This window comes from Mycolicibacter sp. MU0083 (assembly GCF_963378075.1).
Lineage (GTDB): Bacteria > Actinomycetota > Actinomycetes > Mycobacteriales > Mycobacteriaceae > Mycobacterium > Mycobacterium kokjensenii.
In genome coordinates this window covers 2,575,245-2,597,881 of record NZ_OY726394.1, presented here as the reverse complement: position 1 = coordinate 2,597,881, position 22,637 = coordinate 2,575,245, and the positions used below count along the sequence as shown (strand labels likewise).

Annotated in this window: 19 protein-coding genes; 15 read left to right on the top strand and 4 right to left on the bottom strand. The window is 69.3% G+C overall.

All coding sequences use genetic code 11. The features are described 5' to 3' along the window. Positions 1-39 precede the first annotated feature (39 nt). The 4 genes from RCP38_RS12055 to RCP38_RS12040 are packed head-to-tail and all read left to right on the top strand — an operon-like array spanning position 40 to position 4,283. Positions 40-1,404, top strand: a complete 1,365-nt coding sequence (locus tag RCP38_RS12055; RefSeq protein ID WP_308473191.1) for a glutamine synthetase family protein — start codon at positions 40-42, stop codon at positions 1,402-1,404. Further along, positions 1,391-2,149 carry a gamma-glutamyl-gamma-aminobutyrate hydrolase family protein gene (locus RCP38_RS12050; RefSeq protein ID WP_308473190.1) on the top strand — a complete coding sequence of 253 codons (759 nt, stop codon included), beginning with the start codon at positions 1,391-1,393 and terminating at the stop codon, positions 2,147-2,149. Before RCP38_RS12055 ends, RCP38_RS12050 begins: the two co-directional genes overlap by 14 nt. Beyond that, positions 2,146-3,510: an aldehyde dehydrogenase family protein gene (locus tag RCP38_RS12045; RefSeq protein ID WP_308473189.1), complete on the top strand. Its 1,365-nt coding sequence runs from the start codon at positions 2,146-2,148 to the stop codon at positions 3,508-3,510. The genes RCP38_RS12050 and RCP38_RS12045 overlap by 4 nt, the downstream gene beginning before the upstream one ends. Beyond that, entirely contained in the window at positions 3,507-4,283 is a 777-nt protein-coding gene (locus RCP38_RS12040; RefSeq protein ID WP_308473188.1) for a 3-oxoacyl-ACP reductase, read from the top strand. Before RCP38_RS12045 ends, RCP38_RS12040 begins: the two co-directional genes overlap by 4 nt. A 4-nt stretch (positions 4,284-4,287) precedes the next feature. Here the strand turns inward: RCP38_RS12040 and RCP38_RS12035 are convergent, their stop codons facing one another. Continuing rightward, positions 4,288-6,084 (bottom strand): acyl-CoA dehydrogenase, encoded by a 1,797-nt coding sequence (locus tag RCP38_RS12035; protein WP_308473187.1) that lies wholly within the window; start codon positions 6,082-6,084, stop codon positions 4,288-4,290. 10 nt (positions 6,085-6,094) lie between these two features. Next, complete coding sequence (mtr, locus tag RCP38_RS12030; RefSeq protein ID WP_308473186.1) at positions 6,095-7,483, bottom strand: mycothione reductase; 1,389 nt, start codon at positions 7,481-7,483, stop codon at positions 6,095-6,097. A gap of 31 nt (positions 7,484-7,514) precedes the next feature. Here mtr and mqo point away from each other — a divergent pair, with 31 nt between their 5' ends. From mqo to RCP38_RS12010, 4 genes are all read left to right on the top strand, one after another. Then, on the top strand, positions 7,515-8,984 hold the full coding sequence (gene mqo / locus RCP38_RS12025; protein ID WP_308477234.1) for a malate dehydrogenase (quinone): 1,470 nt from the start codon (positions 7,515-7,517) through the stop codon (positions 8,982-8,984). Between the two features lie 55 nt (positions 8,985-9,039). Further along, entirely contained in the window at positions 9,040-10,257 is a 1,218-nt protein-coding gene (gene cobA, locus RCP38_RS12020; RefSeq protein WP_308473185.1) for a uroporphyrinogen-III C-methyltransferase, read from the top strand. Between the two features lie 126 nt (positions 10,258-10,383). Then, entirely contained in the window at positions 10,384-11,865 is a 1,482-nt protein-coding gene (locus RCP38_RS12015; RefSeq protein ID WP_308477233.1) for an MFS transporter, read from the top strand. 54 nt (positions 11,866-11,919) lie between these two features. Then, complete coding sequence (locus tag RCP38_RS12010) at positions 11,920-13,677, top strand: proline--tRNA ligase (protein ID WP_308473184.1); 1,758 nt, start codon at positions 11,920-11,922, stop codon at positions 13,675-13,677. A 12-nt stretch (positions 13,678-13,689) separates the two neighbouring features. Here the strand turns inward: RCP38_RS12010 and RCP38_RS12005 are convergent, their stop codons facing one another. Beyond that, the gene (locus RCP38_RS12005; RefSeq protein ID WP_308473183.1) at positions 13,690-14,148 is read right to left on the bottom strand and encodes a ferritin-like domain-containing protein; all 459 of its coding nucleotides are present in this window, start codon (positions 14,146-14,148) and stop codon (positions 13,690-13,692) included. Further along, on the bottom strand, positions 14,145-14,603 hold the full coding sequence (locus RCP38_RS12000) for a hypothetical protein (RefSeq protein ID WP_308477232.1): 459 nt from the start codon (positions 14,601-14,603) through the stop codon (positions 14,145-14,147). Before RCP38_RS12000 ends, RCP38_RS12005 begins: the two co-directional genes overlap by 4 nt. 268 nt (positions 14,604-14,871) lie before the next feature. On the opposite strand from RCP38_RS12000, the gene rimP reads away from it, so the two are divergent. The 7 genes from rimP (at position 14,872) to RCP38_RS11965 (ending at position 22,637) form a co-directional block, all read left to right on the top strand. Continuing rightward, a complete protein-coding gene (rimP, locus tag RCP38_RS11995) occupies positions 14,872-15,417 on the top strand; it encodes a ribosome maturation factor RimP (RefSeq protein WP_308473182.1) in 546 nt (181 codons plus the stop codon). Next, complete coding sequence (nusA, locus tag RCP38_RS11990) at positions 15,414-16,457, top strand: transcription termination factor NusA (RefSeq protein ID WP_308473181.1); 1,044 nt, start codon at positions 15,414-15,416, stop codon at positions 16,455-16,457. The genes rimP and nusA overlap by 4 nt, the downstream gene beginning before the upstream one ends. 66 nt (positions 16,458-16,523) lie before the next feature. Beyond that, positions 16,524-16,907 (top strand): YlxR family protein, encoded by a 384-nt coding sequence (locus tag RCP38_RS11985; RefSeq protein ID WP_308473180.1) that lies wholly within the window; start codon positions 16,524-16,526, stop codon positions 16,905-16,907. Positions 16,908-16,973: 66 nt separating this feature from the next. Next, the gene (gene infB / locus RCP38_RS11980; protein ID WP_308473179.1) at positions 16,974-19,754 is read left to right on the top strand and encodes a translation initiation factor IF-2; all 2,781 of its coding nucleotides are present in this window, start codon (positions 16,974-16,976) and stop codon (positions 19,752-19,754) included. 2 nt (positions 19,755-19,756) lie between these two features. Next, the gene (gene rbfA / locus RCP38_RS11975) at positions 19,757-20,236 is read left to right on the top strand and encodes a 30S ribosome-binding factor RbfA (RefSeq protein WP_308473178.1); all 480 of its coding nucleotides are present in this window, start codon (positions 19,757-19,759) and stop codon (positions 20,234-20,236) included. Next, entirely contained in the window at positions 20,202-21,212 is a 1,011-nt protein-coding gene (locus RCP38_RS11970; RefSeq protein WP_308473177.1) for a DHH family phosphoesterase, read from the top strand. The genes rbfA and RCP38_RS11970 overlap by 35 nt, the downstream gene beginning before the upstream one ends. 108 nt (positions 21,213-21,320) lie before the next feature. Beyond that, positions 21,321-22,637: an MATE family efflux transporter gene (locus tag RCP38_RS11965; protein WP_308473176.1), complete on the top strand. Its 1,317-nt coding sequence runs from the start codon at positions 21,321-21,323 to the stop codon at positions 22,635-22,637.

Here is a 22,637-nt window from a genome sequence, read left to right as displayed (position 1 = left end):
CTCGAATGTCAGGGGGACTGAAGTCGGCGAAGGAGCACAATGACCCGGCCAGCGATGCTGTCCCCGATAGAGCTGCGACAACTGGTCGAATCCGGCGATATCGACACCGTCGTGGTGGCGTTCACCGACATGCAGGGCCGGTTGGTCGGCAAACGGGTCGCCGCCGAACACTTCGTCGCCGAGGTCGCCGAACACGGCGTGGAGTGCTGCAGTTACCTGCTGGCCGTCGACGTCGAGATGAACACCGTTCCGGGCTATTCGATCGCCGACTGGGGCACCGGGTACGGCGACCTGGTGCTCAAACCGGACTTCGCCACCCTGCGGCGCATCCCCTGGCTACCCGGAACCGCGCACGTGCTCGCCGACGCGTACTGGCCCGACGGCGGTCCGGTCACGGTGGCGCCGCGGCAGATCCTCGCCGCCCAACTCCAACGGTTGGCCGAACGGGGCCTGGTCGCCTACGCCGCAACGGAACTGGAATTCTTGGTCTTCGAAGAGAGCTACCGGCAGGCCTGGGCGGACGGTTATCGCGGCCTCACCGCGGGAACGGACTACAACGCCGACTACGGCTTGGTCGCCGGCACCCGCTTGGAGCCGCTGCTGCGCGACATCCGGCTGGGGATGACCGGTGCCGGCCTGCGCTGCGAAGGCGTCAAGGGGGAGTGCAACAACGGCCAGCAGGAGATCACCTTCCGCTACGAAGAGGCGCTGCGGGCCTGCGACAACCACAGCGTCTACAAGAGCGGCGCCAAGGAGATCGCCGACCGGCACGGCAAGAGCCTGACCTTCATGGCGAAGTTCGACCAGCGTGAAGGCAACAGCTGCCACGTGCACCTGTCCCTGCGCGACACCGAGGGTGCACCGGTGTTCGCCGATCCGGACGCACCACACGGCATGTCCGCACTGTTCCGCGGCTTCCTGGCCGGTGTGCTGGCCACGCTTCCGGAACTGACGCTGTGCTACGCGCCGAACATCAACTCCTACAAACGATTCGTCGGCGGCAGCTTCGCGCCCACCGCGATCGCCTGGGGCCTGGACAACCGCACCTGCGCGCTGCGGGTCCTGGGCAGCGGCCACTCGATGCGCGTGGAGTGCCGGGTGCCCGGCGGTGACGTCAACCCCTACCTGGCGGTGGCGGCATTGATCGCGGCCGGCCTGCACGGCATCGACAACCGTCTCGAACTACCCGGGCCGGTCGACGGCGACGCCTACCGGGCCGGGCTGCCCCACCTGCCGACCACCCTCGGCGCCGCCGTGGAGTTGTTCGCCGAATCGGCGGTCGCCCGCAAGGCGTTCGGCGACGAGGTCGTCGCGCACTACCTGCACGGCGCCAGGGTCGAACTGGACGCGTTCAACGCCGCGGTGACCGACTGGGAGAGGGTGCGCGGCTTTGAGCGGTTCTGAGCCCTCCCAAGAGCCCCGCCCGGTGATCGGTCTGACCACCTACCTGGATCGCGCGAAGTTCGGGGTCTGGGATACGCGGGCCGGACTGCTGCCCGCCCGATACCTCGACGGCATCACCACCGCCGGCGGCATCGCGGTGCTGTTGCCGCCGCAACCGGTCGACGCTGCGGTCGCCGCACGGGTGCTGGACGGTGTCGACGCACTGGTGATCACCGGGGGCCGCGATCTGGACCCCGCCGGCTACGGCCAGGCGCCGCACACCGAAACCGATCGGCCCGACACCGCCCGGGACACCTGGGAATCGGCGCTGCTGGCCGAGGCGCTGCGGCGACGGATGCCGGTGCTGGGGATCTGTCGCGGCGCGCAGGTGCTCAACGTCGCACTCGGTGGAACCCTGCATCAGCACCTGCCCGATGTGATCGGCCATTCCGGGCATCGGGCCGGCGACGGCGTGTTCACCCCGAAGCAGGTGCAGACCGTGGCCGGCACCCGGCTGGCCGGACTGCTCGGTCCGGGATCCCGCGTCCAGTGCTACCACCACCAGGCCATCGCCGAGGTGGGTGCGAAACTTGTGGTCAGTGCGCGCGATGACGACGGGGTCATCGAGGCGATCGAGCTTCCCGGAGAGGACTTCGTGCTTGCGGTTCAATGGCATCCCGAGGAATCCCTCGACGACGACCTGCGGCTGTTCACCGCGATCGTGGCCGCCGCGGCGGGCTATGCGTCGGCGCGGGTGAGCCGATGATCCACGAACTGATCAACCCGGCCACCGGGGCGGTCTTCGCCAGTGTGGAGCACCTGCCGGCCGACGCCGTCGACGACGCGGTGCGCCGCGCCCGCGACGCCCAGAAACGCTGGGCCAACCGCGCCCCGGCCGAGCGGGCCGCCGCACTGCGGGACTTCGCCGCGGTCGTCGGCGCCCACGTCGACGAGCTGGCCGCGCTGGAGGTCACCAACTCCGGGCATCCGGTCTCGGCCGCCGAATGGGAGGCCGGTCACGTCCGCGACGTCCTGCAGTTCTACGCCGGCAGCCCGGAACGATTGTCCGGCAAACAGATCCCGGTCGCAGGTGGACTCGACGTCACCTTCCACGAGCCGGTGGGCGTGGTCGGGATCATCACCCCGTGGAACTTCCCGATGCCGATCGCGGCGTGGGGCTTCGCCCCGGCATTGGCCGCCGGCAACGCGGTATTGATCAAACCCGCCGAATGGACGCCGCTGACCACGCTGCGGTTGGCCGAACTGGCCGTCGAATCCGGCTTGGACCCAGACCTTTTGCAGGTATTGCCCGGCCGCGGTGCAGAAGTGGGGGAGCGTCTGGTCACCCATCCCGGCGTGGCCAAGATCGTGTTCACCGGTTCCACCACCACCGGCACCCGGGTGCTCACGGCCGCCGCGGCCGGGGTCAAACGGGTCACGCTGGAACTGGGCGGCAAGAGCGCCAACATCGTGTTCGCCGACTCCGATCTCGAGCAGGCGGCGGCCACCGCGCCCTACGGAGTATTCGACAACGCCGGCCAGGACTGCTGCGCGCGTAGCCGGATCCTGGTGCAGGAGCGCGTCTACGACCGCTTCATGGAGTTGCTGGAGCCCGCGGTGGCCGGTGTGGTCGTCGGCGACCCGGCCGCCCGCGACACCGAGATGGGACCGCTGGTGTCTGCACCGCACTGGGAGAAGGTGGCCTCCTACGTGCCCGACGACGCGCCGGTCGCCTTCCGCGGCCAGGCCCCGACCGGCCCGGGTTTCTGGTTCCCCCCGACGGTGCTGACCCCCGAACGCGACGCCCGCTGTGTCACCGAAGAGATCTTCGGCCCGGTGGTGACCGTGCTGCGCTTCGACGACGAGTCCGACGCGATCGCGCTGGCCAACGACACGGCTTACGGGCTGTCGGGCTCGATCTGGACCAACGACCTGTCCCGGGCCCTGCGGGTGTCGCGGGCGGTGGAAGCCGGGAACCTGTCGGTGAATTCGCACTCCTCGGTGCGGTTCAACACCCCGTTCGGCGGCTTCAAACAATCGGGACTGGGCAGGGAGCTGGGGCCGGATGCCCCACTGTCGTTCACCGAGACCAAGAACGTATTCATCGCAGTGAAGGAGACGCAGTGACCGATCTGACCCAACGCCTGGCCGGACGAGTGGCCGTGGTGACCGGTGCCGGTGGCGGCATCGGCCTGGCGTCGGCGCGGCGGATGCGCGCCGAAGGCGCCCGGATCGTGGTCGGTGACCTCGACCAGGCCGCGGGCAGCGCGGTAGCCGACGAACTCGACGGCCTGTTCGTGGCTGTCGACGTCTCCGACCAGGAGCAGGTCGACGCGCTGTTCGACACCGCCGCGCAGACCTTCGGCTCGGTGGACATCGCCTTCAACAACGCCGGCATCTCGCCGCCCGACGACGACCTCATCGAGACCACCGAACTGCCCGCCTGGCAACGGGTTCAAGACGTCAACCTCAAATCGGTCTACCTGTGCTGCCGGGCGGCGCTGCGGCACATGGCGCCGGCCGGACGCGGTTCGATCATCAACACCGCCTCGTTCGTGGCGGTGATGGGCTCGGCGACCTCGCAGATCTCCTACACCGCTTCCAAGGGCGGTGTGCTGGCCATGTCGCGGGAGCTCGGCGTCCAGTACGCCCGCCAGGGCATCCGGGTCAACGCGCTGTGCCCCGGGCCGGTGAACACCCCGCTGCTGCAGGAGTTGTTCGCCGCCGACCCCGAGCGTGCCGCGCGTCGACTGGTGCACGTCCCGGTCGGCCGGTTCGCCGAGCCCGAGGAGATCGCCGCCGCGGTGGCGTTTTTGGCTAGCGACGACGCCTCCTTCATCACCGGCTCGACGTTCCTGGTGGACGGCGGGATCAGCTCCGCCTACGTGACGCCGCTGTAGCGCTTCAGAACCAGTCCGGCCGCATCTCGATCGTGGTGCGGTCCAAGCTCTCCAGCAGATCGAGCTGCGGGCCGGTCTTGGGCAGTTCGTACCGGAAGAAATAGCGGGCCGCTGCGCGTTTGCCGTCGAAGAAATCGCCGGCCCGCCCATCGACGGCCAGCAGTTGTTCCAGCCAGACCCAGGCGATCACCACATGCCCGAACGCCTCCAGGTAGACCGCACTGTTGGCCAACGCGGCCTCGATGTCGCCGGAGGCGAACATGCCCGCGGTGACCGCGACCAGTCGCTCGAGCACCGCCTCGAGTCGGCTGGCCGCGTCCGCCGCCTCGCCGCCGGCCCGCTGCGCCGCGGCGATGCTCTCGGACATCACCCGGTGCAGCGCCGCCAGGCTGGCTCCGTCGCGCTGCACCACCTTGCGGCCCAACAGATCCAGGCTCTGGATGCCGTGGGTGCCCTCGTGGATCGGGTTGAGCCGGTTGTCCCGGTAGTGCTGCTCGACGTCGTACTCGCGGGTGTAGCCGTAGCCGCCGTGCACCTGGATCGCCAGGTCGTTGGCGGCCAGGCACCACTGCGACGGCCAGCTCTTGGCGATCGGGGTCAGGATGTCCAGCAGCGCGGTGGCCTGCTCGAGTTCCTCGTCGGATTCTGCGGTGTGCTGAACATCGACCAACCGCGCGCAGTACAGGGCCAGTGCCAGCGCACCCTCGACGTAGGACTTCTGCGCCAGCAGCATCCGCTTGACGTCCGCGTGCTCGATGATCGGAATCTGCGGTGCCGCCGGGTCTTTGGTGGTGGCCGGCCGGCCCTGCGGGCGGCTGCGCGCATAGTCCAGCGATTTGAGGTACCCGGTGTAGCCGAGCGCGATCGCACCCATGCCCACACCCAGCCGCGCTTCGTTCATCATGTGGAACATGTAGTTCAGGCCGCGGTGCTCGGTGCCGACCAGATACCCGATCGCGCCCGGTGCGCCGCCGGGACGGTGGCCGCCCTCCCCGAAGTTCAGCACCGTGTTGGTGATGCCGCGGTAGCCCATCTTGTGATTGAGCCCGGCCAGCACCACGTCGTTGCGTTCGCCCGGGGTGCCATCGGGATTCACCAGATACTTCGGCACGATGAACAGTGAGATGCCTTTGGTGCCCGCCGGCCCGCCGGGGATCTTGGCCAGCACCAGATGAACGATGTTGTCGCTGAGTTCGTGATCCCCACCGGAGATCCACATCTTGGACCCGAACAGCCGGTAGGTGCCGTCGTCGCGCGGTTCGGCGCGGGTGGTGATGTCGGCCAGCGATGATCCGGCCTGGGTCTCCGACAGGCACATCGTCCCGAGATAACGCCCGGCGATCATGGGTTTGACGAAGGTATCGATCTGTTCGTCGGTGCCGAACTTCGCCAGCAGGTTGGCGTTGGCCATCGTCAACATCGGGTACCCCGCGGTCGCGACGTTGGCGGCCATCAGCCAGGCGAAGCCGGCCTGCGCGACGGTGGCCGGCAGCTGCGCGCCGCCGAGTTCGTAATCCATTCCCATGCCGATGAATTCGGCCTCCGCGCAGGCCGTCAACGCCGCCTTGACCTCGGGGATGATGGTGACCTTCTGCCCGTCGAAGGTCGGCTCGTTGGCGTCGCTCTTCTTGTTGTGCGGGGCGAAGTAGCGGGTCGCGAGTTGCTCACACAGGTCCAGTGCCCCGCCGAACGTCTCCCGGGAGTGCTCGGCGAACCGGGCACGCCCGGTCAGTTCGTCGACGCGCAACCAGTCGAACAGCAGGAAATCCAGGTCTTTGCGGGACAGCAGCGTGGACTTCATCGGATGCCTCTCACTCCAGACCGAGAAGTGCGTTCTCGACGACTTCGGGCAGTGCCGGATGGATCCAGTACTGGCCGCGGGCCATCTCCGGTGCACTCAGACCGAAACTCATCGCCTGGATCAACGGCTGGATGATCGACGATGCCTGATGGCCCATGATGTGCGCACCGAGCAGGCGGCCGGTGCCACGCTCAGCGATCAGCTTGACGAATCCGGTGGTGTCCTCCATCGCCCAGCCGTAGGCCACGTCGCCGTACTCCTGGATCTTCACCGAAATGTCGAGACCCTTTGCACGCGCCTGCGTTTCGGTCAAGCCCACATACGCCACCGGTGGGTCGGTGAACACCGCCGCCGGCACGAAGCGATGGTCGCTGGCCCGCATCGAATCGACGTCATCCCAATCGCAGAGCAGGTTGTGCTGCACGACCCGCGCCTCGTGGTTGGCGACGTGCTTGAGCTCGTAGGACGACGAAACGTCGCCGAGCGCGAAAACACCACGTGCCGAGGTCCGTTGGTACTCATCGACACGCACCCGCCCGGCGGTGACGTCGACCCCGACCGCCTCGGCGTCCAGCAGGTCGCCGTTGGGTATCCGGCCGGTGGCCACCAGCATCGCATCCGCCCGCACGGTCGAGCCGTCGTCGAGCTCGAGGACGACGCCGTGCCCGGCAGATCCTTCCGGGCGGGCGGCGACCACGTTGCGGTGCGAATGAACGTGCCACGTGGTGGCGGCGATCCGGGTGAACCGCTCCATCACGGTCTCGTCGCAGTGCCGCAGCATCGCCGAGCCCCGGATGATCACCGTGACCCGGACGCCCAGGGCGGAGAAGACATGCGCGAACTCCGCGGCGATGAAACCGCCGCCGATGATCACCAGGTGCTCCGGCAACTCGGGGATCCGCATGATGTCGTCACTGGTGTAGTAGCGCGCCCGGCTGTCGGCGATGGCCGGCGGGACCGCGGAGCGCGACCCCGCAGCGATCACCACCTGCTCGGCGCTGAACTGCTCACCGCCGGCGGTACGCAGCACGTAGCGGCCGTCGGAGCCGACCGCGCTGAACCGGGTGTGCTCGGCGTAGACGTCGACGCCCGGCAAGCCGCGGCGGTACTGTTCGCCGCCCTCGGCGATCGGATCGATCCGCCCGAACACCCGAGAGACGATGTCGGCCCAGCGCACCTGCTCGATACGGGCGTCGACTCCGTAGCGGGACGCCTGCGACACCGTCTTGGCCACTTCTGCGGCGTAGACGAACATCTTGGTCGGGATACACCCCACGTTGAGGCAGGTGCCGCCGAACGTCCCCTGTTCACAGATCGCCACCCGCTTGCCGGCGTAGCGGTCGTCGAGAATGCTGTTGCCCGAACCCGTTCCGATGATCGCCAGGTCGTAGCTCTCCATCGTGTCAGCCTAAACGGTGCGCGGCATTACGCTGAGCAGCGTGTCCGAACGGGTGGATGTCGCACTGATCGGTGCGGGCATCATGAGCGCCACCCTGGGTGCGATCCTGCGGCGGCTCGAACCCGACGCCACGATCACCGTCGTCGAGCGGTTGGATGCGGCCGCCGGTGAGAGCAGCGCACCGTGGAACAACGCCGGCACCGGCCACGCCGGATTGTGCGAACTGTTCTACACACCCGAGCGTCCCGACGGCTCGATCGATACCGCCAAGGCGGTGCGCGTCAACGAACAGTTCCAGGTCACCCGCCAGTTCTGGGCCTACGCGGTACAGCACGGGCTGCTGGAGCGACCCCGCGAGTTCGTCAACCCGATCCCGCACGTCAGCTTCGTGCACGGCGCCCGTGGCGTGGACTACCTGCGCCGGCGCCACCGGGCGCTGGCCGACAATCCGCTGTTCGCCGGCACCGAGTTCGTCACCGGCTTCGACGAATTCGCCGCCCGCCTTCCGTTGATGGCCGCCGGCCGCAACCCCGACGTGCCGGTCGCCCTGGAGTGGGCACCGCATGGGACCGACGTCGATTTCGGGGCGCTGACCACGGGACTGATCGGATTCTGTGAGCGGCAGGGCGCCTCGGTGCTGTTCGGCCACGAGGTGCGAGCACTGGCGCGCGAGTCCGACGGCAGCTGGGCGCTGCGCCTGGTGGACCGGGGAACCGGCGAAAACCGTCGGCTCAACGCCAAATTCGTCTTCGTCGGCGCCGGGGGAGCGACGCTGGGACTGCTGCAACGCGCCGGTGTTCCCGAGGTGCGCGGTTTCGCCGGCTTCCCGATCGGGGGGCGTTTCCTGCGTTGCGATATGCCCGACCTCGTCGCCGGGCACCGCGCCAAGGTGTACGGGGCGCCCGCCCCCGGTGCACCGTCCACCACCGCGCCGCATCTGGATACCCGCACCGTCGACGGCCGCGCCGCGCTGCTGTTCGGGCCGTTCGCCGGCTGGTCGCCGAAGTTCCTCAAAGACGGACGCAACACGGATCTGCCGAGGTCGGTCCGCGCCGACAACGTGGCATCGCTGGTGCGGGCCGGGATCGGCGAGCGCGACCTGGTCGCATACCTGGTGGGCCAACTCCGGCGTACCCATTCGGCCCGGGTCCAGGCGTTGCGCGAATTCCTGCCCGACGCCCGCGACCAGCAGTGGCGGGAGATCCGGGCGGGCCAGCGAGTCCAGGTGATCCGCGGCGGACGTCTGGACTTCGACACCACGATCGTCAGCTCCGCCGACGGCAGCATCGCGGGACTGCTCGGTGCCTCACCGGGAGCGTCGACGGCCGTCCCGGCGATGCTGGAGGTGCTGGCGCGCTGCTTCGCCGACCGATTCGACGATTGGTCGCCGACCCTCGAAGACATGGTGCCGTCGCTGGGGACACGGCTGGCCGAAGAACCCGCTTTGTTCGAACAGGTGTGGGCGTGGGGGACCCGGCAGCTCCAACTGGAGCCCGATTGATGGTGCCCGCCGCGCCCGGCTTCGCCGCGCTTGCGATCCGCACTAGATTGGGACGGTGACTGAGAATCCATACCTGGTCGGACTGCGGCTGGCCGGCCGCAAGGTCGTCGTCGTGGGCGCGGGAAGCGTCGCGCAGCGCCGACTCCCACTGTTGGTGGACAGTGGCGCGCAGGTGGTGGTGATCGCCCCCAGCGCGACGCCGGCGGTCGAAGCACTGGGGGAGCGCAAGCCCGGCATCACCCTGATCTCGCGCGCCTATCGGGACGGCGACCTCGCCGACTGCTGGTATGCGATCGCGGCCACCGACGATCCGGAGGTCAACGCCGCCGTCGTCGCCGAAGCTGACCGGCGGCAGATCTTCTGCGTGCGCGCAGACCTGGCGGTCGAGGGATCGGCGGTCACCCCCGCCAGTTTCGGCTATTCCGGGTTGTCGGTGGGAGTGCTCGCCGGCGGCGAACACAATCGCTCGGCGGCGATCCGCTCGGCCATCCGGGAAGCGCTGCAATCCGGCACCATCGCCTTGGACGTCGAGGCGACCTCCGATGTGGTGCGCGGCGGGGTGGCCCTGGTCGGCGGCGGGCCCGGCGACCCCGAACTGATCACCGTGCGCGGTCGGCGGATGCTCTCGCATGCGGATGTGGTGGTGGCGGATCGGCTCGCACCACCGGAACTGCTCGCCGAACTGCCCCCGAACGTCGAAGTGATCGACGCCGCGAAGATCCCCTACGGCCGCGCGATGGCGCAGGACGCGATCAACGCGCTGATGATCGATCGCGCCAAGGCCGGCAAGTTCGTCGTCCGGCTCAAGGGCGGCGACCCGTTCGTGTTCGCCCGCGGCTACGAAGAGGTTGCGGCGTGCGCCGAAGCCGGTGTCCCGGTGACGGTCGTCCCCGGTGTGACCAGTGCCATCGCGGTCCCGGCGCTGGCCGGTGTTCCGGTCACCCACCGGGCGGTGAACCACGAGTTCGTGGTGGTCAGCGGGCATGTCGCACCCGATGACCCCGAATCGTTAGTGAATTGGGACGCGCTGGCCGCCATGCGCGGAACGATCGTGTTGCTGATGGCGATCGAACGCATCGAACAGTTCAGTGCGGTACTGCAAAAAGGCGGCCGACCAGGCGATACGCCGGTTCTGGTGGTTCAGCACGGCACCACGCCCGCGCAACACACGCTGCGGGCGACCCTGGCCGACGCGCCCGAGAAAATCCGGGCGGAAGGGATCCGACCACCGGCGATCGTCATTATCGGGGCCGTCGCGGGTTTCGGAGTTTAAACAGCTCTTAATATTACTGTAGGGTAGCCGGTTATGACTGCACTCGATGATGCAGGCCGAGCGACCGCACAGTGGTCCGAAGGCGCTGCTGGGGCGGTTCCCCCGAGACGGCCCGGCGCGAATCCGATGAGCCGGATCGGCAAGTACCTGCCGGCCTGGCTTCCGTCTCGTCGCTTCATCTACGCCGTGATCGCCATCGGTGGCATGCAGTTGCTGGCCACCATGGACAGCACCATCGCCATCGTCGCTCTGCCCAAGATCCAGGACGACCTGGGCCTGTCCGATGCGGGCCGCGGCTGGGTGATCAGCGCCTACGTGCTGACGTTCGGCGGCTTGATGCTGCTCGGCGGTCGACTCGGGGACACCATCGGGCGCAAGCGCACCTTCATCAGCGGCGTCGCGCTGTTCACCATCGCATCCGTGCTGTGTGCGGTGGCCTGGGATGCGCCGACGCTGGTGATCGCCCGACTGCTGCAGGGTGTCGGGTCGGCGATCGCCTCGCCGACCGCCCTGGCATTGATCGCCACCACCTTCCCGAAGGGACCGGCCCGCAACGCCGCGACCGCGGTCTTCGGCGCGATGACCGCCGTCGGATCGGTGATGGGCCTGGTCATCGGTGGCGCCCTGACCGAGGTGTCGTGGCGGCTGGCGTTCGCGATCAACGTGCCGATCGGCCTGCTGATGATCTACCTGGCGCGCACCGCGCTGACCGAGACCTACCGGGAGCGGATGAAACTCGACGCGGCCGGCGCGCTGCTGGCGACGCTGGGCTGCACCGCCGCGGTGTTCGCGTTCACCATCGGCCCCGAGAAGGGCTGGGTCTCGGTGGTCACCGTCGGCTCGGGCATCGTCGCGGTATTGGCGCTGCTGGCGTTCGCCGTGGTGGAGCGCAGCGCCGAGAACCCGGTGGTGCCGTTCAGCCTGTTCCGCGACCGCAACCGGTTGGCGACCTTCGCGGCGATCTTCCTGGCCGGCGGGGTGCTGTTCACCCTCACCGTCACCATCGGCCTGTACGTGCAGGACCTGATGGGCTACTCGGCGCTGCGGGCGGGCGTCGGCTTCATCCCGTTCGTGATCGGGCTGGGTATCGGGCTGGGGCTGTCCTCCCAACTGGTGCGGCTGCTGCCGCCGCGAGTGCTGGTGATCGCCGGCGGTGTCGTGTTGCTCGGCGCGATGATCTACGGCTCCACGATCGACCGGCATCTGGCCTACTTCCCGAACTTCGTCACGCTGATCGTGCTCGGTGGGCTCGGGATCGGCGTGATCGTGGTGCCGCTGACGCTGTCGGCCATCGCCGGTGTGGGCTTCGACCAGATCGGCCCGACCTCGGCGATCGCGCTGATGCTGCAGAACCTGGGCGGCCCGATCGTGCTGGCCGTCATCCAGGCCGTCATCACCTCACGCACCCTGTATCTCGGCGGTACCAACATGCCGGTCAAAACCATGGACGAGGGCCAGATCGCGGCGCTGGACGCCGGCTATACCTACGGCCTGCTGTGGGTGGCCGGGGTCGCGGTGCTGGTCGGGGCGATCTCGCTGCTGATCGGCTACACCGCCAAGCAGGTCGCGCACGCCCAGGAGGCCCAGGACGCGCTCGGCGCCCTGTAATTTCGCCCGGACGCCCCGCCGGCGGGGTCACGGCTAAAGATAAGCTCTCCCGCTGTGATCACCCGGATGTCTCAACTGTTCCTGCGCACGCTGCGCGACGACCCCGCCGATGCCGAAGTCGCCAGCCACAAGCTGCTGATCCGGGCCGGCTACATCCGGCCGATCGCTCCGGGCCTGTACAGTTGGCTGCCGCTCGGGCTGCGGGTGCTGCGCAACATCGAGCAGGTGGTGCGCGAAGAGATGAACGCCATGGGCGGCCAGGAGATCCTGTTCCCGGCACTGCTGCCGCGCGCGCCCTATGAGACCACCAACCGCTGGACCGAATACGGCGAGGGCCTGTTCCGGCTCAAGGACCGCCGCGACAACGACTACCTGCTCGGCCCCACCCACGAGGAACTGTTCACCCTGACGGTCAAGGGGGAGTACAGCTCCTACAAGGACTTCCCGGTGGTGCTCTACCAGATCCAGACGAAGTACCGCGACGAAGCGCGGCCGCGGGCCGGCATCCTGCGCGGCCGGGAGTTCGTGATGAAGGACTCCTACTCCTTCGACGTCGATGACACCGGCCTGTCCGCCGCCTACGACGCCCACCGGGTGGCCTACCAGAAGATCTTCGACCGGCTCGGGGTGCGCTACGTGATCGTCTCGGCGGTCTCCGGGGCCATGGGCGGATCGGCCTCCGAGGAGTTCCTCGCCGAGAGCGAGATCGGCGAGGACACCTTCGTGCGCTGCCTGGAGTCCGGTTACGCCGCCAACGTCGAAGCGGTCACCACCGCCCGCCCGGAGCCCCGGCCGGCGGAGGAGATCGCGGGCCTGCCGCAGCCCCAGGTGCACGACACCGGCGACACCCCGACCATCGCCACCCTGGTGGACTGGGCCAACGGCGCCGGCCTGGGCCGCACCGTGACCGCCGCCGACACCCTCAAGAACGTGCTACTCAAGGTGCGCCGGCCCGACGGTGAGTGGGAACTGCTGGGCATCGGGGTGCCCGGTGACCGCGAGATCGACGAGAAGCGCCTCGGTGCGGCACTGGACCCCGCCGAGTACACCCTGCTCGACGACGCCGACTTCGCCGCCAACCCCTTCCTGGTGAAGGGCTACATCGGACCTAAAGCACTGCAGGACAACGGGGTCCGTTACCTGGTCGACCCGCGCGTGGTGGACGGAACCAGCTGGATCACCGGCGCCGACGCGCCCGGCAAGCACGTCGTCGGGCTGGTCGCCGGACGCGACTTCACCCCCGACGGCACCATCGAGGCCGCCGAGGTCCGCGACGGCGACCCGTCCCCGGACGGGGCCGGGCAGCTGGTCAGCGCCCGCGGTATCGAGATCGCCCACATCTTCCAACTCGGCCGCAAATACACCGACGCGTTCGCCGCCGACGTCCTCGGCGAGGACGGCCGCCCGGTTCGCCTGACCATGGGCTCCTACGGTGTCGGGGTGTCCCGGCTGGTCGCGGTCATCGCCGAACAGCAGCACGACGAACTCGGGCTGCGCTGGCCGTCGCAGATCGCCCCGTTCGACGTGCACGTGGTGGTCGCCAACAAAGACGATGCCGCTCGCACCGGGGCGACCGAACTGGTCGCAGAGTTGGACCGGCTGGGCCTGGAGGTGCTCTTCGACGACCGGCGGGCCTCGCCGGGGGTGAAGTTCAAGGACGCGGAACTGCTCGGGGTGCCGTGGATCGTCGTGCTGGGTCGCGGCTGGGCCGACGGCATCGTCGAACTGCGCGACCGCTTCACCGGACAGACCCGCGAACTATCGGTCGGTCCCGAACTGGCCGAACAGATCCGGGCGGCGCTGGGACGCTGAGGCGCCCCGGGCTCAGTCCTGGCCGCCCGGGAAAGCCCGGGTGATGGGCCAATTGCCCAGCGCGCGGTTCCAGTGCGCGGCCAGCACCGCGCTCTGCCCGAGCGCGGTGGCGGCGAACTCACGGTCGTCGGCGTCGGCGGCCTGTTCGACCACCGCGCGCCAGGCGACCGCGGTGTCGTTCTCCATCTGGACCGCCAGTCGCAGCGCGTCGTCGTTGGTGCGCACCGGCATCGGAAGTTCATAACCGGCGGCCGCCGGCGGCACCGGGACACCGCGGCCGGTCAACGTAGCGATGGTCCGGTCCCGGCGTTCACGGTGCTGGCGGATGGTGGTGACCACCAGGCCGTTGAACTCCGGCCGCGAGTACGCCGACACCAGTCCGTAGCCGTAGACGGCCCCGTGTTCGGTAGCCAGAGCGTCGAGCAGGGCGGCATCGGGACCCGAGACGGGCCCGGGTTCGGGCGACGTCATGACTGCGCCACCAGGGCGACGGCGTAGGAGGCCGTGCAGGCCGCGGCGATCGAGGCCAGCAGCCCGGCCCGATATCCCGTCGATTCGACCGCCAGTCTCCCGGCGCTGTCCGCCGCCGCACGCAGTTCGTTGATCACCTGCGCGACGGTCGGTGCATCCGGTGCATCCGGTGCGGGCGCAGCGGCCGGGCTGTCGGCGTCGTCGGCCCGGGCTTTCCCGGTGGCGCGGCTGATCTCCTCGACCAGTGCTCGAGCATGATCGGCCCGCTCCTTCGACACCTGCTCCAGTGCCGCGGCCAGGTCCGCCGAACCGGGGTCGCGCAGCGCCGCACCGGCCGCCGCGGCCAGTTCGCTGTCGTTTCGGGCCAGCTGCAGTTGCGCCTCCAGATCGTCCACGCGGGGCTTCGTGGGAGCCGAACCACAGGCCGGCGCGGCGACGGCGAGCAGCGCGAGCATCCCGACGCCGGTCAGCACGCGCCGTCGGTCGATCGTGGACAGGGGGCCGGGCACTCTGACATCCTGCCATCTGCGACGTGACTTCCCGTGACCCCCGGGGCGTGCCGGGGACGCGGCGCGGCCCCGGCGCTGGCCGAGGTACGCTGACGGGCGCTTTTGCCGGTTTGCTGTGGTGGTGTTTTCCACGGCGTATCGTTGGTGACTGGTTCCCGTCGCGCCTGGCGCACGGGAACGCACCGACTGGACAACTCAAGACGAGGAGCTCGCCGTGGCCCCCGGGCTACCTTCCCAGACACAGGTGATCGAGCTGCTCGATGCTGAGTTCGCCCGCGCCGGTTACGACATCGAAGACGTGGTCGTCGACGATCAGGAACCGCTGTCGCGAATCACCGTCGTCGCCGACGGAGACATCCCACTGGATCTGGACACCGCTGCCGCCTTGTCGCGCGCGGCATCGGATCTGCTCGACGGTCTGGATTTCGACGGCCAGTACGTGCTCGAGGTCAGCTCGCCCGGGGTGGGGCGACCACTGACCACCGCGAAGCATTTCCGGCGCGCCCACGGTCGCAAAGTCGATCTGACATTGGCCGACGGTTCCGGTCTGACCGGCCGGGTCGGTCCCGTCGCCGACGACGTCCTGACCCTGGTGATACGTGCCGGACGGGACTGGAATCGCCGGCAGCTCGCGCTGAGCGAGATCAGCAGCGCGGTGGTCCAGGTGGAGTTCTCGTCGCCGAGCGAACGTGAGTTGGAGTTGGCGGGCGTACCCGCCCGGGATGCGGAGCACAGCGAAGATAAGGAGTGGCGCCAATGAACATCGACATGGCCGCGCTGCACGCGATCGAGGCCGATAAGGGCATTTCGGTGGACGTGGTGGTGGAGACCATCAAATCGGCGTTGCTCACCGCCTACCGGCACACCGAGGGCCACCACGCCGACGCGGTCATCGACGTCGACCGCAAGTCCGGCATGGTGCGGGTGTTGGCCCGCGAGACCGACGCCGACGGGGCTGTCATCAGCGAATGGGACGACACACCGGAAGGGTTCGGGCGCATCGCGGCGACCACCGCTCGGCAGGTGATCCTGCAACGCCTGCGTGACGCGGAGAACGAGAAGGCCTACGGAGAATTCTCCGCGCGCGAGGGCGACATCGTCGCCGGTGTCGTGCAACGCGACGCCCGGGAGAACGCCCGCGGTGTCGTGGTGGTGCGGCTGGGCACGGAAGCGAAGGGTTTCGACGGCGTCATCCGGCCGGCCGAGCAGGCGCCCGGTGAGGCCTACGAACACGGCGACCGGCTGCGCTGTTACGTGATCGGCGTGACCCGGGGCCCGCGTGAGCCGCGGATCGAGTTGTCCCGAACCCACCCGAACCTGGTGCGCAAGCTGTTCGCGCTGGAGGTGCCCGAGATCGCCGACGGGTCGGTGGAGATCGTCGCCGTCGCCCGCGAGGCCGGTCACCGGTCCAAGATCGCGGTGGCCTCGCAGGTCCCCGGGCTCAACGCCAAGGGTGCCTGTATCGGCCCGATGGGGCAGCGGGTGCGCAACGTGATGAGTGAACTGGCCGGCGAGAAGATCGACATCATCGACTTCGACGAGGATCCGGCACGTTTTGTCGGCAACGCGCTGTCGCCGGCCAAGGTGATGTCGGTGACCGTGATCGATCCGGTCGCCCGGGCCGCCCGGGTGGTCGTCCCGGATTTCCAGCTGTCGCTGGCCATCGGCAAGGAAGGCCAGAACGCCCGGCTGGCGGCCCGGTTGACCGGTTGGCGTATCGACATCCGCAGCGACACCCCGGAGCCCGGCACCGACGGAGCCGAACATCCGGCTGGTACGGGTGTGGCGCACGAGTCCTGAGCGGTGTGTGACCGAACCGGGCTTCGGGTGGTTCGGGTCGGCGCCGTCGTATGGGTAGACTGAGCCGTGATCCAGCGCGAGACTTCGACCGCCGCCTCGCGGACGCACCGCTCCCCACAGGGACCGGTGCGCACGTGTGTCGGATGCCGGAAACGTGCGTTGACCGTCGAATTGCTTCGGGTGGTCGCGGTGTCAACAGAGAACGGCAACGGAGCCGTGATCGTTGACCGGGCGGGCAATCTACCGGGGCGGGGTGCGTGGTTGCATCCCGTAGCGGAGTGCCTGCACGCGGCGACGCGACGGCGAGCAATCGCACGTGCGTTGCGGATCAGCGGTTCCCCGGATGTATCCGGGGTCGACGAGCACTTCGAAGCCCTCGAAGATCGGCTCGCCGCCCCGGGAAACAGAACAGGTAGCGAAGAACATGAGCACACCGTGAAGTCCCGATGACCATGCGTCATAGCTAAACCCGAGGCGCGGCCCACCACCGCTGTCGCCTCTTAGACAGGAGAAGTAGTGGCAAAGGCCCGCGTACACGAGTTGGCTAAGGAACTCGGTGTCACCAGTAAGGAAGTCCTCGCCCGCCTGAGCGAGCAGGGCGAATTCGTCAAATCGGCGTCCTCGACCGTGGAAGCGCCCGTCGCGCGACGGCTGCGTGAGTCCTTCGGCGGCGGCAAGCCCGCCGCCAAGGCCGAAGCCCCCGCGGCCCCGGCTCCCGCTAAGACCGCCCCCACCCCGGGACCGGCCCCGACTCCGGCGGCGCCGGCCGCGCCCGCGCCGGCAGCTCCGGCCAAGCCCGCACCGGCCCCGGCGGCGGGCGACGCCGTCAAGCCCGGACCGCCTCCCGCGGCGAAGCCGGCCGCCCCGGCGGCCCAGACGCCCGCTCCGGCGGCCCCGGCCGCACCCGCCCCGGCAGCACCGTCCCCGGCCGCTCCGCCGGCACCCGGCCCGCGGCCGGCCACACCGGGCCCCAAGCCCGGTGCGCGCACCCCGCGGGTGGGCAACAACCCGTTCTCCTCGGCGCAGCCCGCAGAGCGCGCCATTCCGCGCCCGCACCCGCAGGCGCCCCGGCCGGGCGCGCCCCGGCCCGGCATGCCGCCCCGCCCCGGCGGTGGCGCCACACCGGGCAACATGCCCGGACGCAGCAGCAACTTCGGCGCCCAGGGTCGCCCGCCGCGCCCCGGCGCGCCGCGGCCCGGCGGTCCCGGCCGTCCCGGTGCACCCGCCGGGCGCCCGGGTGGTCCCGGCGGTAACTACCGTGGTGGCGGTGCGGGCGGCCCCGGTGGCGCCGGTGGTCCCGCCGGTGCAGGCGCCGGTGCCGGCGGTTTCCGCGGCCGCCCCGGCGGTGGCGGTGGTGGTCGTCCCGGCCAGCGCGGCGGTGCGGCCGGTGCGTTCGGCCGTCCCGGCGGTGCACCCAAGCGGGGGCGCAAGTCGAAGCGGGCGAAACGCGCCGAGTACGAGAACATGCAGGCGCCGGTCGTCGGCGGTGTGCGGTTGCCGCACGGCAACGGTGAGACCATCCGGCTGGCGCGCGGCGCATCGCTGAGCGACTTCGCCGACAAGATCAACGCCAACCCGGCCTCGCTGGTGCAGGCACTGTTCAACCTCGGTGAGATGGTCACCGCCACCCAGTCCGTCGGCGACGAGACGCTGGAGCTGCTGGGCAGCGAGATGAACTTCGTGGTGCAGGTCGTCTCGCCGGAGGACGAGGACCGCGAGCTGCTGGAGTCCTTCGACCTGACCTACGGCGAGGACGAGGGCGGCGAAGAAGACCTGCAGAGTCGCCCGCCGGTGGTGACCGTGATGGGTCACGTCGACCACGGCAAGACCCGGTTGCTGGACTCGATCCGCAAGGCCAACGTCCGCGAGGGCGAAGCCGGCGGCATCACCCAGCACATCGGTGCCTACCAGGTGGGTGTGGACTTCGAGGGCTCCGAGCGGCTGATCACCTTCATCGACACCCCGGGTCACGAGGCGTTCACCGCCATGCGTGCCCGTGGTGCCAAGGCCACCGACATCGCGATCCTGGTGGTGGCCGCCGACGACGGCGTGATGCCGCAGACGGTCGAGGCGATCAACCACGCCCAGGCCGCCGACGTCCCGATCGTGGTGGCGGTCAACAAGATCGACAAGGAAGGTGCCGACCCGGCCAAGATCCGCGGCCAGCTCACCGAATACGGTCTGGTGGCCGAGGACTTCGGTGGCGACACCATGTTCGTCGACATCTCCGCCAAGCAGGGCACCAACATCGCGGCCCTCGAGGAGGCGGTGCTGCTGACCGCCGACGCGGCACTGGACCTGCGGGCCAACCCCGACATGGAGGCCCAGGGTGTGGCGATCGAAGCGCACCTGGACCGCGGTCGCGGCCCGGTGGCCACCGTGCTGATCCAGCGCGGCACGCTGCGGGTCGGCGACTCGATCGTGGCCGGCGACGCCTACGGCCGGGTGCGCCGCATGGTCGACGAGCACGGCGAGGACGTCGAAGAGGCGTTGCCGTCGCGGCCCGTGCAGGTCATCGGCTTCACCTCGGTGCCCGGCGCCGGCGACAACCTGCTGGTGGTCGACGAGGACCGGATCGCCCGCCAGATCGCCGACAAGCGCAACGCCCGCAAGCGCAACGCCCTGGCGGCGCGCTCGCGCAAGCGGATCTCGCTGGAGGACCTGGACTCGGCGCTGAAGGAAACCAGCCAGCTGAACCTGATCCTCAAGGGCGACAACGCCGGTACCGTCGAGGCGCTGGAAGAGGCCCTGATGGGCATCCAGATCGACGACGAGGTGGCGTTGCGGGTGATCGACCGCGGTGTCGGTGGCATCACCGAGACCAACGTCAACCTGGCGTCGGCGTCGGACGCGATCATCATCGGCTTCAACGTGCGCGCCGAGGGCAAGGCCACCGAACTGGCCAACCGCGAAGGCGTGGAGATCCGCTACTACTCGGTGATCTACCAGGCCATCGAGGAGATCGAGAGCGCGCTCAAGGGCATGCTCAAGCCCATCTACGAGGAGAAGGAGCTCGGCCGCGCCGAGATCCGGGCCATGTTCCGGTCCTCGAAGGTCGGCAACATCGCGGGTTGCCTCGTCACGTCCGGCATCATGCGCCGCAACGCCAAGGCACGGCTGCTGCGTGACAACGTGGTGGTCGCCGAGACGGTCTCGATCGCCTCGCTGCGCCGGGAGAAGGACGATGTCACCGAGGTCCGCGAAGGCTACGAGTGTGGTCTGACGCTGACCTACAACGACATCAAGGAAGGCGACGTCATCCAGGCCTACGAACTCGTCGAGAAGGCGCGGACGTAGCGATGGCTGATCCGGCACGGGCACGCCGGCTGGCCAAGCGGATCTCCACGATCGTCGCCTCGGCGATCGAGTATGAGATCAAGGATCCGCGGTTGGCCGGCGTGACGATCACCGATGCGAAGGTGACCGCAGACCTGCACGACGCCACCCTGTACTACACGGTGCTGGGTCGCTCGCTGGACGACGATCCCGACTACGGCGGTGCCGCCGCGGCCCTGGAGGGGGCCAAGGGGGTGCTGCGATCGAAGGTGGGCGCGGGTACCGGGGTGCGGTTCACCCCGACCCTGACCTTCGTCCGCGACACCGTGCCCGACGCCGCGCACCGGATGGAAGAGTTGCTGGCCGCCGCGCAGGCGGCCGACGCCGACCTGGCCCGAATCCGGGAGGGCAAGCAGCCCGTCGGTGATCCCAATCCGTATCGGGAGGCGCCGGGAGCGGAGCCTGCCGATGACAGCGGTGACGGTGCGCACACGGGCGACTGACCCGCTGCCCGAGGGCCGGCGGGTGGACGCCGCCGGCGCCGTGGATCTGCTGGCGGGCGCGAGCACGCTGGCGGTGATCTGTCACGTGCACCCCGACGCCGACACCATCGGAGCGGGCCTGGCGTTGGCTGCGGTGGCGCGACGGCGCGGCAAGGCGGTCGAGGTCTGTTTCGCCCGTCCCGCCACGCTGCCGGAGTCGTTGCAGTCACTACCGGGCACCGAGTTGCTGGTCGCCCCCGACGTGCTGCGCCGCGACGTCGACCTGGTGGTCAGCGTCGACGCCTCCAGTGCGGATCGGTTGGGGGAGTTGCAGGACTTCGCGTCGGCCGCCGCTCAGCTACTGGTGATCGACCACCATGCGTCGAGCCGGATGTTCGGCACCGCCAATTTCGTCGACCCGACCGCGGATTCGACGACGATGCTGGTCGCCGAGCTGATCGACGCCTGGGGTGAACCGATCGATCGAGACGTGGCGCACTGCCTGTACGCCGGGCTGGCCACCGATACCGGCTCCTTCCGGTGGGCCACTGCCCGGGCCCATCGGCTGGCGGCCCGGTTGGTGGATGCCGGTGTGGACAACGCCGCGGTCTCGAGAACGGTGATGGACACCCACCCGTACGACTGGCTGACGATGCTGTCGCGGGTGTTGGCGCAGGCCCGGCTGGTGCCCGAGGCGGCAGGCGGACGCGGCCTGGTCTATGCGGTGGTCGACCACGCCGAGTGGACCGCGGCGCGGCCCGACGAGGTGGAGAGCATCGTCGACATCGTCCGAACCACCGGGGAGGCGGAGGTGGCCGCGGTGTTCAAGGAGACCGACCCGGGCTCCTGGTCGGTGTCGATGCGCGCCAAGTCCGCGGTGGACCTGTCGGCGGTGGCGTGCCGATTCGGCGGTGGGGGACACCGGCTGGCCGCGGGATATTCCTTCACCGGTACGGCCTCCGAGGCGATTGCCGCCCTGGTCACCGCTCTCAGCTGATGCCGGTTTTCCGCCGCACGAGTTCCCCCTCGGGCGCGAGCGTGCGTGTTTGTGCGCGAAACACCGCCGAAAATCGGCATTCTGCGCACTCTCGCGAGTTGAGAATCGATGACTGACAAGCCTTCTGCCGACAGTCGCCGGATCGTGGCGCTGGCGCTACCGGCGCTGGTGGTGCTCGCCGCCGAACCGCTGTATCTATTGTTCGACACCGCCGTTGTCGGCCGACTCGGTGCCCTGGGCTTGGCGGGTCTGGCGATCGGCGGGTTGATCCTGGGCCTGGTGGGGTCCCAGGCCACCTTCCTGTCTTACGGCACTACGGCCCGCTCCGCGCGGCACTTCGGTGCCGGCGACCGTCGGTCGGCGATCGCCGAGGGAGTGCAGGCGACCTGGCTGGCGCTGTTGCTGGGTTTGCTGGTTGTGACCCTGGTACAGGTTGCCGCGGTGCCACTGGTCTCGGCTGTGGCCGGGGAAGACGCCATTGCACAGGCTGCGATCCCGTGGCTGCGGATCGCGGTGCTGGGTGCACCGGCGATCCTGGTTTCGCTGGCCGGTAACGGGTGGCTGCGGGGCGTGCAAGACACAGCCCGCCCGCCACGCTATGTCGTCGCGGGCTTCGCACTTTCGGCAGTGTCGTGTCCGCTGTTGGTCTTCGGCGCGTGGGGCATGCCGCAGTGGGGACTGGCCGGGTCGGCGGTGGCCAACTGTGCCGGACAATGGCTTTCGGCGCTGTTGTTCCTGCGTGCGCTCGGCTCCGAGCGGGTGTCGTTGCGGTTCGATGCCGGGATGCTGCGACGGCAGCTGACGATGGGGCGCGACCTCGTGGTGCGGTCGCTGGCCTTTCAAGTATGTTTCGTCTCGGCGGCCGCGGTCGCAGCGCGATTCGGGCCTGCCGCGTTGGGTGCTCATCAGATAGTGCTGCAGCTGTGGGTGTTTCTGGCGCTGGTGCTGGATTCGCTGGCGATTGCTGCTCAGGCGCTGGTCGGTGCCGCGCTTGGCCGCGGCGACACCGGTCAGGCGAAGACGGTGGCAATCCGGGTAGTTGTCTTTTCGGCGGTCGCTGCGGCGGTGTTGGCAGCGTTATTGGCCGCTGCCTCGAACATCTTGCCGGGACTTTTCACCGGTGACGAGGCGGTGCTGGCTGCGATCCCGGTGCCGTGGTGGTTCTTGGTGGCCCAATTGCCCATCGCCGGAATCGTTTTCGCCCTCGACGGGGTCTTGCTGGGTGCCGGTGACGCCGCCTTCATGCGTACCGCCACCGTGGTCAGCGCCCTGGCTGGATTCCTGCCGCTGACCTGGCTATCTCTGGTGCTGGATTGGGGATTGGCAGGCGTCTGGTCGGGGCTGAGCACGTTCATCGCGTTGCGTCTGCTGTTCGTCGGGTGGCGGACGCTTTCCGGGCGTTGGGTGCGCACCGGGCGGCCGTAG